The sequence below is a fragment of the Chelativorans multitrophicus genome (assembly GCF_011317445.1).
Taxonomy (GTDB): Bacteria; Pseudomonadota; Alphaproteobacteria; order Rhizobiales; family Rhizobiaceae; genus Chelativorans; species Chelativorans multitrophicus.
In genome coordinates, this window is sequence record NZ_JAAAPL010000001.1 from 587629 (window position 1) to 600053 (window position 12425).

The window sequence follows — 12425 nt, forward strand, 5'->3', positions numbered from 1 at the left end:
TCGATGCCATGCCGAGTGTTGAGCTTTCCGACCGCACCGTTCTCCTTGCCGCCGGGCCGGATGCCGAGGCGCTGCTGCAGAATATCATAACCACCGACCTTTCCGCGCTCGGACAAGACGAAGCGCGGCCCGGTGCGCTGCTGACGCCGCAGGGAAAAATCCTTTTCGATTTCCTGATCTCGCGCACCGGACAGGACGGGTTCCGTCTCGACTGCCGCAGCGATCTGGCGCAGGATTTTCTGAAGCGCCTGATGTTGTACCGGCTGCGGGCAAAGGCGGAATTATCCATCGATAACAATGCGGTTATCTCCGTTTCCTGGGGAAATGATTCACTAAGCTCACAAACTGATTCAATGTCCGTCGTGGACCGGCGCTTTCCAGAAGCGCTGAAGGTTGCGCGCCGCTATGGCAGTGCTGATGAGGGAAGCGCCGACATCTCCGCGTGGGACCGTCTGCGCGTCGAACACGGAGTTGCGGAAAGCGGCAGGGATTACGATCTTGGGGATGCTTTCCCCCATGAAATCCTCTTCGACCAGAACGGCGGCGTAGGACTCAAGAAGGGCTGCTATGTGGGACAGGAGGTCGTCTCGCGCATGCATCACCGCGGCACGGCGCGCAGGCGACTTGTGATCGTGCGAGGTGACAAGGCCCTGCCCGCTTCCGGCAGCCAGATCACAGCGGATGGCCGCGCAATCGGCGCGCTCGGCACCGTTTGCGACGCCGACGGGCTGGCGATCCTGCGCATCGACCGCGCGGCGGAGGCCATTCAGGCAGGCAATCCAATCCTCGCGGGCGAGGCCGCGCTTTCGCTGAAAGTGCCGGCTTTCGCGAAGTTCACCATTTCCGTTCCCGATGGCCCGGCGGAGACCGCCTGATGGCGGGCCAGACCGCCGCGCGCGCCTGGCAGCGCATGCTCTCGGGCCGCAGGCTCGATCTCCTTGATCCCTCGCCGCTCGACATAGAGATCGCGGACATCGCACACGGGCTTGCACGCGTGGCGCGCTGGAATGGCCAGACAAAGGGCGACCATGCGTTCTCCGTCGCGCAACATTCGCTGCTCGTAGAGCACATTTTCCGCACGATGCATGTGGAGGCGCCCGCCGACTGGTTGCTTGCCGCCCTCCTGCACGATGCCCCGGAATATGTGATCGGTGACATGATCTCGCCTTTCAAGGCGACGCTCGGCGAAGACTACAAGTCCGTGGAGAAGCGGCTGCATGGCGCAATCCACCTGCGCTTCGGATTGCCGGCGGACACGCCGCCGAAGCTCAAGGCCGAAATCAAGAAGGCCGATTGCATCGCCGCCTATTTCGAAGCGACGGAGCTTGCGGGCTTTGCCCATGGCGAAGCGTCCCGCTTCTTCGGCCGTCCGCGCGGATTCACGGCGGAAACGCTTGATCTTGAGCCGAAACCCGCCCGGCGCGCCCAGGCTTCATATCTCGCCCGCTTCGAGGCCGTCGAGAAGTCGCGACGCAAGGCAGCGTGATTTATCTCCCCTGCCGTTCCAGCCGGTCGATGAACCATTGGGTGAGCCGCATCCAGACCTGGTCCTTCTCGCCCGAATCCTCGCAGCCGTGGTCCAGGTTGGGATTGTCGTTCACCTCGATCACGTAGATCCCGTCCGGCGTCTCCTTGATATCGACGCCGTAGAGCCCGTCCCCGATACAGCGGGCAGCCTTCACGGCGATATCGATCACCTCGCGCGGGGTTTCCTGCAGGGTAAAGGTGCGGAATCCGCCCTCGTCCGGCTTGCCGCGCCGCTCGTGATTGACGATCTGCCAATGCTTCTTCGCCATTAGATACTGCACCGCAAAAAGCGGCTCGCCGCCCAGCACGCCGATGCGCCAGTCAAACTCGGTAGGCAGGAATTTCTGCGCGATTAGCAGATCGGAATCCTCCAGCCACTTGGTGGCGAGCTCTTTCAGCTCCGCCAGATTCCCCGCCTTCTTCACACCGCGTGAAAAAGCGCTGTCGGGGATCTTGAGCACGAGTGGAAACCCAAGCGTGTCGGCGGCTGTCTCCAGATCCCCCGGCCCGGAAATCATCACCGTCGGCGGCACGGATACGCGGTTATAGAGCATCAGCTCGTTCAGATAGACCTTGTTGGTGCAGCGTATCATTGACAGCGGATCGTCGATGACCGGCATGCCCTCCTGCTGCGCCCGGCGGGCGAAACGGTAGGTGTGAGTGGAGATGGAGGTCGTCTCGCGGATGAACAGCGCATCATAGTTGGCGAGCTTCGGCAGGTCCTTTCTCGTGATCGGCTCCACCTCCACGCCCATTTTCTCGGCGATCCGCGACCAGTGCTTGAGCGAGCCGATGCTAGAAGGCGGCAGCACCTCCTGCGGGTCCACCAGAGTGGCGAAGGTATAGCGCGAGGGCGTACGCGTTTTGGTGTCCCGCCACTGCCGGTTCGTGTAATTGTCGAGGCTGGCGAGGAACCGCGCCTTCTCGTCGTTCTTCATGCGCGCCAGCGGCAGGAAGCCGATCTTCTTGATGGTCGCCCATTCGCCTTCCTCGATCGCCACCTCCAGCGCCGGCGCGCGGAACCAATCGAATAGCAGGCGCGCGAAACGGTCCCAGGCTTTGGAGGGGCCGATGCCGAAAAACACCGCCACGGTGGACGGGAAGCCTCCTCCCAGCTCCTTACGGCACCTGTTGAGCGCCTGTTCGAGTTCCGGCAGCGCGTTTTCGTAGAGCTTGCGGCCGGAAAGATCGATCATCGTTTCGACCGAGGGAATCACCTTGTGGCCGCGCGAGCTCGCCAGCAGCGAGGCATAATAGCCGCGGCTCTGATAGGCGTAGCTGTTCGACAGGTTGATGATCTTGGGCCGCTGTCCCCGGAAAAGGGCCGGATGTGCCAGGTAATCGCGGCTGGTTATGATCTTGTGCGGGGTTGCGACCTGGTCGAGGTCGCTTTGTCTGCCGGTGAGAATGACCCAGCTCATTGCTCCTTGGAGCCTCCCAGATGCTTTTCGAAACGCAGTGCCGGGGCACCGTCCTCGTAATAGTTTTCGCGGCGCCCGATGGGGCGGAAGCCCGAGCGCCGGTAGAGATCGACGGCGCGCGCATTGTCTTCGCGCACCTCCAGGCGAAGAATAGGGCGGCCGCGCGCGGCGGCAGCCTTTTCCGCCGCCGCGAGCAGCCCTCGCCCGACGCCGGCCGAAGCATGGCCGTTGGCGACGGCAATCGAATATAGCCGGGCAGTTTTGCCGCCCTTGCGGTAGAGCAGAAGGGCGTAGCCGGCAATCGCGCCATCTTTTTCGGAAACGAGGAGCGAGGCCGTGCCGCTCGCCAGGTGGCTGCGGAAGGCGCGGCGGGAAATGCGGTCAGTGTCGAAGACGCTGTTCTCGATAGAAACAAGCGTATCGATGTCGGTCGCGCGAGCCGGACGAATGTCGGCATGCATGGGTGTGCGGATCACCTCGTGTAAGGCCCGCGGGAGGTCGCCCGCGTGGTCGCAAGGCTGCGAGTCATATCACCGCCTTCGGACAGTTCCAGTGGAAAAGAAGTTTGTCCGCTGCGGCATATATCGGACCTCCAATTTTCCCGGTCCGGCAAAGAGCTTAATCATGGCTTATTCGCGGCGCCGGTGGCGGCCGGACCATTAACCTGATCCTTATTGGCACCATACACGCGGCTGATTCGACTCTGCCTTTCCGCATTGTGTATACCGCCGCTAAGATACGGAGGGATGCATGGACTTCGATGCTGCAGAAAACAACATCCTCACGACTGCCGAAGCTGCGTGGCTCCAGGTTCAGGAATTTGCAGTCTCCTACGCCCTTTCCATCCTCGGCGCGATCATTCTCATTCTCGTCGGCTTTATCGCAGCTGGCATCCTGGCGCGCTGGACGCGGGCCGCGCTTGGTCGCCTGCCGGGCGTCGACGAGACGCTGCGGCGCTTCCTCTCCAAGATCGTCCGCTATGCCGTGCTCATCCTCGTTGGCGTCACCGTTCTCGCGCAGTTCGGTGTTCAGACGGCCAGCATCATCGCTGCCCTCGGCGCTGTCGGCCTCGCCATCGGCCTTGCACTTCAGGGCACGCTGCAGAACATCGCCGCCGGCATCATGCTGCTGGCGCTCAAGCCTTTCCGGGTGGGCGAATATATAGACGCGGGCGGAATCGCCGGCACGGTGGAGGAAATCGGCCTCTTCGCCACGGAATTGCAGTCTGCCGACGGGGTTTATGTGATGGCGCCGAACAGTGAGCTGTGGAACAAGGCCGTCACCAATTATTCGCGCAATGCCCTACGCCGGAACGATATTGCCATTGGCATCGGTTATGAGGACGATATCGACCTCGCCCAGGAGCTCCTGCTGAAATTGGCGCAAGGCGACCAGAGGGTCCTCGCTGTACCAGCACCGGAAACCTTCGTCGGCGCGCTCGGCGACAGCGCCGTCATGGTAACGGTCCGCTACTGGACCGCGACCACCGATTACTGGGCGGTGCGTTTCGATATCACCAAGGCCGCCAAGCAGGCATTTGACGCCAACGGCATCTCCATCCCCTTCCCCCAACGGCAGATACATTTCGTGCAGGGCGAGGATACGCCTCCGCGCGCCAATACCAGCCAGAAAGCCGCGGCAGGCTGATCGCCTGCCCAACAGCAGGCTAGCCGAAAAGCAATGCGGGGCCCGAAGGCCCCGCACCAATCCATCAGATCAGACTGGCATCAGGCAGCGGCAATCTTGCCGCCGCCCTGCTTGGTGACAACCACCACGGCCGGGCGCACCGGCATGTTTTCCTGGAAGTCGGGCCAACGGGTGGCGGGCTGCTCGAAAGTGGCAAGGCCCTCATCGCCCGGATGCTGCACCGCGAGGAACAGCGTCTCACCGTCCGGCGTGAAATAGGGGCCGCACATTTCCGCGCCAACAGGCACGCGGAAGAAGAGCTTGGAGGTTCCCCGCGCCTCACCTTCGGTGTCCACAGCCCAGAGACCGTCGGTGCGGCCGGTGGCCTTCTGATTGTTGCCATCGGTAGACACCCAAAGGCGTCCATCGGCATCGATCGCGCAGTTGTCGGGCATGCCGAACCAGCCGTTGCGCGTGGTATCCGGGGAGAAGCTCGCACCCACCTCGGCAACGGAGGGATCGCCGCACTTCAAGAGCACTTCCCAGGTCGATTTGGTGGAGGCGAAATCGCCGTCGGTCTCGGTGATCTCGATGATATGGCCGAAGGCGTTCTCCGCGCGCGGATTCGCCGTGTCCACCTGCTCTTCCGTGCGGCGCGTGTTGTTGGTGAGCATCACATAGACCTTGCCGGTCTTCGGATTGGGCTGCACGTCCTCGGGCCGGTCCATCTTGGTGGCGCCGAGCAGGTCTGCGGCGCGGCGGGTCTCGATCAGGACGTCCGCCTGGCTTTCGAAGCCGTTCTCGGCCGTGAGCGGGCCCTGGCCATGGACGAGCGGCATCCATTCCATCGTGCCGTCCTCGTTGAAGCGGGCGACATAAAGCGTGCCCTCGTCCAGGAGGTCCATATTGGCGGCGCGATCCTGCTCGCTGTAGGTGCCGGCGGTCACGAATTTGTAGACATAGTCGAAACGCTCGTCATCGCCGCAATAGGCAACCACGCGCCCGTCCCTGTTGACGATGCTCTCGGCCCCCTCGTGCTTCACGCGGCCGAGCGCCGTGCGCTTCTTGGGCACGGAGTTCGGGTCGAGCGGATCGACCTCGACCACCCAGCCGAAGCGGTTGGGCTCGTTCGGCTCCTTGGAGACATCGAAGCGGTCGTGGAACTGGCCCCAGCTGTATTCGCCACCCGGCACGCCGATACGCTGGTAATTGTCCGCTTCGCGATGGCCTTCCGGCAATTCGCCCATGAAATAGCCATGGAAGTTTTCTTCCGCCATCAGGTAGGTGCCCCACGGCGTAACGCCGCCTGCGCAGTTGTTGATGGTGCCCAGCACCTTCGTCCCGGAGGTATCGGCATTCGTCTTCATGCGGTCATGGCCGGCCGCGGGGCCGGAGAGCTGCATTTCCGTGTCGGCGGTGATGCGCCGGTTGTACTGGCTGTCCAGCACCGGCTCCCAACGGCCATCCACCTTGCGGATTTCGATGAGAGTGCCGCCATGGGCCGCTATTTCGATATCCACCAGGTCCTTGGTGTACTCGCCGAGCTTCACCTCGTCGCCTTCCACCGTGGCAAAGCCGGGGAACATCAGCTCGGCATTGGTGTATTCGTGATTGACCACCAGGATGCCGCGGTCATCGGCGCCATCGAGCGGGATGAAGCCCACAAAGTCGTTGTTGTAGCCGAACTGCCTGGACTGCGACTCGGCCGTCTGGTTGGCGGGGTCGAATTCCGGCGCGTCGGCGAAGACCTTGTCCCCCCACCGCAGGAAGATCTGCGCATCATAGCCTTCGGCCACATGATGCGTCTCGTCGACGCCGGCCTCCACCTCCGCGAACGTGAACTGGGAGGCGGGTCCTTCGGCTTTCGCGTCCCTGGCGGCAAGCAGCGCCAGAGGGCTGACTGTGGCACCGATGGCGGCGACGGCCAGAGAACCGCGGAGGAAGCCGCGGCGCGAATAGCGGCGATGGATAATGTCGCCCATGGTGGGGTTGGCGCTCTCGTTGCGCCCGACATCCTCACGCTCCTCGCGCATTTCGGTAAGTGTCTTGATCGCCTTCGGATCGATGGTCTGGTTCATGCCTGCCTCCTGGTGGGTGGGAAGTCTCCAGAAGGGCTAAAGCAAACCCGTGTTGCAGCCAGATGACAGAATCTTGGCGCCGGCGACAACTTCACCCCGCCGCGGCGAGCGCGGGCCTCTCCACCGGCTTTTCCTGGATCGGCCAATGGACGATGGCGGCGAAAATTCCGAGTGCGACGCCCAGCCACCACACCGGGTCATACGAGCCGAACCGATCATAGAGATAGCCGCCGAGCCAAACGCCGAGGAACGATCCGATCTGGTGCGAGAAGAAGACCACGCCGCCGAGCATGCCGAGATGGCGTGTGCCGAACATCACGGCCACGAGCGCATTGGTGGGCGGTACGGTCGAAAGCCACAGGAACCCCATCAAAATCGCGAAGATCACCACCGTGATGGGAGTTTGCGGCAGGAGGAGGAATGCGGTCACAAGGACGGAGCGTGCGAGATAAATGAAGGCCAGAAAGGCCGGCTTCGGATAGCGCTGGCCAATAAAGCCTGAAGCGAGCGAACCGATGATGTTGCAGAAACCGATGAGCGCGAGCGCGATCACCGCATAGCTGGCATCGATGCCGATATCCCCGAGATAGGCGGGAAAGTGCGCCGTGATGAAGGCGACCTGAAAACCGCAGACGAAGAAACCGGAGTTCAACAGGACGAAGCCGCGATGGGCGAAGGCCTCGCGCAGCGCCGCGCCGAAAGTCTGCTCATATTCGGCCTGGCGCGCCACGCCGCTCGACGAATTGCCGGCCAGCGGAATGGCGAGCACCGGCACGATGAGCATGGCGATGCTCATATAGACGAGCGTGTCAGACCAGCCGAAACTGTCGATCATGCCTTGGCTGATGGGAGCGAAGAGGAACATGCCCGCCGAGCCCGCCGCCGTTCCGATGCCGAAGACCAGGCTGCGCTTTTCCGAAGGCACGTTGCGCGCGAAGGCTGACAGAACGATGCCGAAGGAGCCTGCCGCAACGCCGAGGCCAACCAGAGCGCCGCCGCCGATGTGCAGTATCGCCGGGCTGTCGGCGGTGGCCATCAGGAAAAGCCCAAGCGCGTAGAGAATGCCGGACATGGCGAGCACCCGCCAGGTGCCGAAACGGTCGGCAATCGCGCCGAAGAATGGCTGGCCGGCGCCCCAGAGCAGGTTCTGGATCGCCATGGCGAGCGCAAAGGTCGTGCGGTCCCAGCCCTTTTCCGCGAGCATGGGAAGCTGGAAGAAACCCATGGCCGAGCGCGGGCCGAAGGTGAGCGCAGCGATAAGACAGCCGCAGATCACGATCAGCCACGGAAAGGATGGGGAAGCGGCGCGGGTCGAAACGGTCTTGGTCATGGGAGTGCCCTTGATTGCGTAGCCATAGACTTAGCCAAAGCAATCATTGATTCAAATGAATAGATGAGCACTGTAGTTTCAATATTTTTGATGCTTACTCGTAAAGCGCCTGCGCCTGGCGAGCGCAGACTCACGGCGCGCTCTCTCCCTCCGGGAGATTGCGCATCACTGCGGCGAGAAAGCCTGCCCTCGCCTCCGGCTCGGTAAGTCCCCGCGGCTCGTAGACATGGCGTGCGAAGAAAAAGCCCGTCAGCGCGAAAGCCTGCGAGAGGATCGCCCGATCATAGAGGGCCTCGTTTCCGGCGGTCAGGAAGGTCGGCAACGGAAGCAGCTTGTCAGCCCAGGGTGCTCCCGCTTCCCGCGTTACCGCCCTTCCCGTTTTCGGTGAGACATAAGCGAGGTCTTCGCGGCTGCCCGTCACCGCGCAGCGGGCAAGATCGAGCCCGAAACCCAGCGCATCCAGCACGGCGAGCTCGAAGCGCGCCACCAGAACGCCCGCCGTCTCTGGCTCGTCCAGATGGGCCGCGATCACGCCCAGCGCCTCGAACAATCCAGGATGCGGGTCACGTTCGGGCAGCAGGCGCAGGTGAGCGGCGAGCAGCTGGATGCCGTAGATCGCAACGGCAGAGTTCAAAAGCCGCGCCGCATTGAGCTCCAGCGGTTCCACCTGGAACAGGCCCAGATGCTCGTCGAGCCGCGCGCGCCAGGTGAGATCCACCCTGTTGCCCGGTTGCAGCACCGGTTGCATGCGTTTCGAGCGTCCGCCGCGAACGAGGCCCAGATGCCGGCCGTGGGCGGCGGTTATCGCCTCCAGGATGACACTGGACTCGCCGTGCCTGCGGGTGCCGAGCACAATGCCTTCGTCATGCCATTCCATGGCCGCTTGTCGCGCCGCTATCCGGGGAATTCAAGCCCCATCTCGCGGTAGCGCTCTGGATCGTCGCCCCAATTCTCGCGGACCTTCACGAAGAGGAACAGATGCACCTTCTGCTCCAGGATCTGCGCAATATCCTCGCGTGCGGCCTGGCCGATGTCGCGGATCGTCGATCCCTTGTGGCCAAGCACGATCTTTTTTTGGCTTTCGCGCTCCACATAGATCACCTGCTCTATGCGCACGGAGCCGTCCTTCTTCTCCTCCCATTTCTCCGTCTCGACATGGGCGGAATAGGGAAGCTCCTGATGCAGCCGCATATAAATCTTTTCGCGCGTTATCTCGGCTGCGAGCTGGCGCATCGGCAAATCGGAGATCTGGTCTTCAGGATAGTACCAGGGACCTTCCGGCAGCGCCTCGGCCAGATAGCCCAGCAGGTCATCGCAGCCGTCCCCCGTCAGCGCCGAGATCATGAAAGTCCGGTCGAAGGAAACACGCTCGTTCGCCTCCGCGGCCAGCACAAGCAGCTTGTCGCGCTTTATACGATCGACTTTGTTGAGGATCAGGATCTTCGGCTGCCGCACTTCGGAAAGGTTATCGAGGATCGTTTCGGCATCTCCCCTGATGCCGCGCTCGGCATCGAGAAGGAACGCCACGATATCCGCGTCCTTGGCTCCGCCCCAGGCCGTCGTCACCATGGCCCGGTCCAGGCGGCGCCGCGGCTTGAAGATGCCGGGCGTGTCGACAAACACGATCTGCGTCCTGTCGCGCGTGGCTATGCCGCGGACCAGTGCTCGGGTCGTCTGCACCTTGTGCGTGACGATCGACACCTTCGCGCCTACCAATTGGTTGAGCAGCGTCGATTTTCCAGCGTTCGGCGCACCGATCAACGCGACGAAGCCGGAGCGTGTGCCCGGCGAAGGCTCTCCGGTTTCGGTCATGGCAGGCTTTCCATCGGCGTCCATACGGCCTCGCGAATCAAAACCTCGGTCGCAGCAGCCTGTTCCGCCTCACGCTTGGAGCGCCCCCGGCCGCGCCCTTCCTGGAAGCCGGCGATGCGCACCACGGCGGTGAACACAGGATCGTGGTCCGGCCCCTCGCGACTCTCGATCACGTAATCCGGCGTGGCGCTCGATACCCGGTGCGCCCATTCCTGAAGCGCGGTCTTCGCATCGGCGCGGGCCGCCCCCTCGGCGGTGGAACGCTCCGTCCAGTGGGTGCGGATGAACTGGCGCGCGCCGTCCAACCCGTCCTGCAGGTAGATCACGGCAATCAGCGCTTCAAGCACATCGGCCCGCAGGTTGACTTGCTTGCGCATGGCGAGGGCCTTCAAGTCGCTGCCGGTCCGGATCAGCGTGTCGAGGCCGAGTTCTTCGGTGATTTCCGCCAGTGTTTCGGCGTTGACCAAGGAATTGAGGCGCAGCGAGAGCTCGCCCTCGGAAGCGTCTGGATAGGCTTCGTAAAGCATCTCGGCGACAGCGAGCCCCAACACCCGGTCGCCAAGGAATTCCAGGCGCTGATAGTCCCCTCCCTTGCCGCGCGCGCTCGAATGGGTGAGCGCGCGTTCAAGCAGCTCGGCATCACGGAAGGAAAGGCCGATCCGCTCGTTCACGGCCTCAGCCAGTTCATGCCCTTTTGGACGCCTCCGCGTCATCACTCCTCAATCGATCCAGCTTAACATACGCGACAGCCGGATTTCGGATGGCCAGCGCCAAAGCTCCAGGGGGCTGGCCCCGCCAGCAATCGAGAAGAAGATGATATTGGCGCGGCCCACCAGGTTCTCCACCGGCACGAAACCGACCGAGAAACGACTGTCGGCGGAATTGTCGCGATTGTCGCCCATCATGAAATAATGCGCCTCGGGGACGATGAATTCCCGCGTATTGTCACCGACCGTTGTGGGCGAAAGGTCGAGCGTTTCATAAGAGACGCCATTGGGAAGCGTCTCGCGATAGACATCCACCGGCCGAGCCTGATCAGTAATGTCCTGATCCTCTATCTGCCCGATTTTCTCACGCGGAACGGCTGTCCCATTGATGTAGAGCTGGCCGTCGCGCATCTGGATGCGATCACCCGGAAGGCCGATGACGCGCTTGATGTAATCAAGTGAAGGATCGGGCGGATATTTGAAGACGACGACGTCGCCGCGCTCCGGTTCCGCTCCCCAGATCCGGCCCGAAAACAGCGGCGGCGAGAACGGAAACGAATAGCGCGAATAGCCATAGGCCCATTTGGTCACGAAGAGATAATCACCCTCCAGCAAGGTCGGGCGCATGGAGCCGGAGGGAATTGAAAAGGGCTGAAAGAAAAAGGTTCTGATAACAAGGGCAATCAGCAGTGCCTGAACGACGACGCTAATGGTCTCGCCCACCCCGCCTGATTTTCTTTTGGATCTATCCGCCACGCTCATTTCGTCCTCGGTTCGGCCGCCTCGCCAGGCGACCCATTTTGCAATTCGTCTTATCGGCTTGCGGCCTTTACGGCAATGCACCGACCTGCGGCATTCGCAGCTTCTTTGTTCACCATGGATCCAAGGCTATTCTACGGACACTGCCTCGATAATGACGAATGCCTGGGCAAGAGGAAAATCATCTGTAATGGTGAGATGGATAAGCGGCCGGTGACCTGCCGGAATCAATGCATTCAGCCGCTCGGCCGCCCCGCCCGTCAAATGCATGGTAGGCTTGCCGCCCGGCAAATTCACCACGCCCATATCGCGCCAGAATACGCCTTGAGCCAGTCCCGTCCCTAGCGCCTTGGCGCAAGCCTCCTTGGCTGCAAAACGCTTCGCATAAGAAGCGGCGCGCATGCGCCTCCGATCGGATTTGACGCGCTCGACCTCTGTGAAAACGCGATGAGTGAAGCGCTCGCCATGCCGCTCAAGCGCTTTCTCGACACGGCGGATATCGATGAGGTCACTGCCGATTCCGACGATCATGATGCCACCGCGTCCGCGCCGCCCGCGGCCCGGCGCCGCGCCCTTTCCGCCAGCCGCTTTCGCCGTTCCTCGCGAAAGGCATTCGTCGCTCCGCGAGTCACAAAGTAGAAGATCAATCCCGCCAGCAAGCCAAGCGGCAGCGAACCGATCGCCATCGGCTTCAGCAAAGGCTCCCAAAGCTTCTCGAATTCCAGATGCCAGAGCATGTGTCCGATATCCTTAGGTCCTATTCCTGCCGGATGTTCGCCGCGCAGGATAAACTTGCCCGTCTCGAGCGTGGCTCCCCAAATGAAGGGAAAGGTCAGCGGATTGCCGACAAAGGTGCCCAAGGCGGAAGCGACCAGATTGCCGCGGATCACCCACGCTACCGCTGCTGCGATGATAATGTGAAATCCCATGAAGGGCGTGAATGAGGCAAACACCCCGGCGGCAACGCCCGCGGCGATCGCATGCGGCGTGGCACTAAGCCTCAGGGCGCGCTTGACCAGGTAGGTCGCTGACCGCTGATATGAACGGCGAGGCCAGACCATCGTCCTCAGCCTCTCCCAAAGTGATACCCTTGTCCTGCGCTTGAACAACATGCCTTCGTGCTGCACTCTTGCGGCCGCCGCGTCCGCATCGTCCTACTTATATC

Annotated in this window: 13 protein-coding genes; 3 read left to right on the forward strand and 10 right to left on the reverse strand. The window is 62.3% G+C overall.

The annotated features are described in order from the left end of the window. Positions 1–8: 8 nt before the first annotated feature. Entirely contained in the window at positions 9–875 is an 867-nt protein-coding gene (gene ygfZ, locus GNP00_RS02985) for a CAF17-like 4Fe-4S cluster assembly/insertion protein YgfZ (protein WP_011580299.1), read from the forward strand. After that, positions 875–1486: a YfbR-like 5'-deoxynucleotidase gene (locus GNP00_RS02990; RefSeq protein WP_011580298.1), complete on the forward strand. Its 612-nt coding sequence runs from the start codon at positions 875–877 to the stop codon at positions 1484–1486. The genes ygfZ and GNP00_RS02990 overlap by 1 nt, the downstream gene beginning before the upstream one ends. Before the next feature lies 1 nt (position 1487). Here GNP00_RS02990 and GNP00_RS02995 read toward each other — a convergent pair whose 3' ends face one another. Further along, entirely contained in the window at positions 1488–2948 is a 1461-nt protein-coding gene (locus GNP00_RS02995; RefSeq protein WP_011580297.1) for a RimK family alpha-L-glutamate ligase, read from the reverse strand. Continuing rightward, positions 2945–3409, reverse strand: a complete 465-nt coding sequence (locus GNP00_RS03000) for a GNAT family N-acetyltransferase (RefSeq protein ID WP_011580296.1) — start codon at positions 3407–3409, stop codon at positions 2945–2947. The genes GNP00_RS02995 and GNP00_RS03000 overlap by 4 nt, the downstream gene beginning before the upstream one ends. A 289-nt stretch (positions 3410–3698) precedes the next feature. Here GNP00_RS03000 and GNP00_RS03005 point away from each other — a divergent pair, with 289 nt between their 5' ends. Further along, the gene (locus GNP00_RS03005; RefSeq protein ID WP_011580295.1) at positions 3699–4595 is read left to right on the forward strand and encodes a mechanosensitive ion channel family protein; all 897 of its coding nucleotides are present in this window, start codon (positions 3699–3701) and stop codon (positions 4593–4595) included. Positions 4596–4675: 80 nt separating this feature from the next. Here the strand turns inward: GNP00_RS03005 and GNP00_RS03010 are convergent, their stop codons facing one another. The 8 genes from GNP00_RS03010 to GNP00_RS03045 form a co-directional block, all read right to left on the reverse strand. Continuing rightward, positions 4676–6652 (reverse strand): PhoX family protein, encoded by a 1977-nt coding sequence (locus GNP00_RS03010; protein WP_011580294.1) that lies wholly within the window; start codon positions 6650–6652, stop codon positions 4676–4678. Between the two features lie 91 nt (positions 6653–6743). Continuing rightward, positions 6744–7982, reverse strand: a complete 1239-nt coding sequence (locus tag GNP00_RS03015; RefSeq protein ID WP_011580293.1) for an MFS transporter — start codon at positions 7980–7982, stop codon at positions 6744–6746. Between the two features lie 130 nt (positions 7983–8112). Beyond that, positions 8113–8859, reverse strand: a complete 747-nt coding sequence (gene recO / locus GNP00_RS03020) for a DNA repair protein RecO (protein WP_011580292.1) — start codon at positions 8857–8859, stop codon at positions 8113–8115. A gap of 17 nt (positions 8860–8876) precedes the next feature. After that, the gene (gene era, locus GNP00_RS03025; RefSeq protein ID WP_011580291.1) at positions 8877–9794 is read right to left on the reverse strand and encodes a GTPase Era; all 918 of its coding nucleotides are present in this window, start codon (positions 9792–9794) and stop codon (positions 8877–8879) included. Next, positions 9791–10507 carry a ribonuclease III gene (gene rnc / locus GNP00_RS03030; protein ID WP_011580290.1) on the reverse strand — a complete coding sequence of 239 codons (717 nt, stop codon included), beginning with the start codon at positions 10505–10507 and terminating at the stop codon, positions 9791–9793. The genes era and rnc overlap by 4 nt, the downstream gene beginning before the upstream one ends. Before the next feature lie 6 nt (positions 10508–10513). Next, positions 10514–11263, reverse strand: coding sequence for a signal peptidase I (gene lepB, locus GNP00_RS03035; RefSeq protein WP_011580289.1), 750 nt, complete (start codon positions 11261–11263; stop codon positions 10514–10516). A 126-nt stretch (positions 11264–11389) separates the two neighbouring features. After that, on the reverse strand, positions 11390–11791 hold the full coding sequence (gene acpS, locus GNP00_RS03040; protein WP_011580288.1) for a holo-ACP synthase: 402 nt from the start codon (positions 11789–11791) through the stop codon (positions 11390–11392). After that, complete coding sequence (locus GNP00_RS03045) at positions 11788–12372, reverse strand: DUF2062 domain-containing protein (RefSeq protein ID WP_041544549.1); 585 nt, start codon at positions 12370–12372, stop codon at positions 11788–11790. Before GNP00_RS03045 ends, acpS begins: the two co-directional genes overlap by 4 nt. Positions 12373–12425 lie beyond the last annotated feature (53 nt).

Coding starts and splice junctions, on each gene's coding strand:
- GNP00_RS03010 (WP_011580294.1), bottom strand. CDS start 6,652: ATGAACCAGACCATCGATCCGAAGGCGATCAAGACACTTACCGAAATG.
- GNP00_RS03015 (WP_011580293.1), bottom strand. CDS start 7,982: ATGACCAAGACCGTTTCGACCCGCGCCGCTTCCCCATCCTTTCCGTGG.
- GNP00_RS03045 (WP_041544549.1), bottom strand. CDS start 12,372: ATGTTGTTCAAGCGCAGGACAAGGGTATCACTTTGGGAGAGGCTGAGG.
- rnc (WP_011580290.1), bottom strand. CDS start 10,507: ATGACGCGGAGGCGTCCAAAAGGGCATGAACTGGCTGAGGCCGTGAAC.
- acpS (WP_011580288.1), bottom strand. CDS start 11,791: ATGATCGTCGGAATCGGCAGTGACCTCATCGATATCCGCCGTGTCGAG.
- GNP00_RS02995 (WP_011580297.1), bottom strand. CDS start 2,948: ATGAGCTGGGTCATTCTCACCGGCAGACAAAGCGACCTCGACCAGGTC.
- GNP00_RS03005 (WP_011580295.1), top strand. CDS start 3,699: ATGGACTTCGATGCTGCAGAAAACAACATCCTCACGACTGCCGAAGCT.
- GNP00_RS02990 (WP_011580298.1), top strand. CDS start 875: ATGGCGGGCCAGACCGCCGCGCGCGCCTGGCAGCGCATGCTCTCGGGC.
- GNP00_RS03000 (WP_011580296.1), bottom strand. CDS start 3,409: ATGCATGCCGACATTCGTCCGGCTCGCGCGACCGACATCGATACGCTT.
- recO (WP_011580292.1), bottom strand. CDS start 8,859: ATGGAATGGCATGACGAAGGCATTGTGCTCGGCACCCGCAGGCACGGC.
- lepB (WP_011580289.1), bottom strand. CDS start 11,263: ATGAGCGTGGCGGATAGATCCAAAAGAAAATCAGGCGGGGTGGGCGAG.
- ygfZ (WP_011580299.1), top strand. CDS start 9: ATGCCGAGTGTTGAGCTTTCCGACCGCACCGTTCTCCTTGCCGCCGGG.
- era (WP_011580291.1), bottom strand. CDS start 9,794: ATGACCGAAACCGGAGAGCCTTCGCCGGGCACACGCTCCGGCTTCGTC.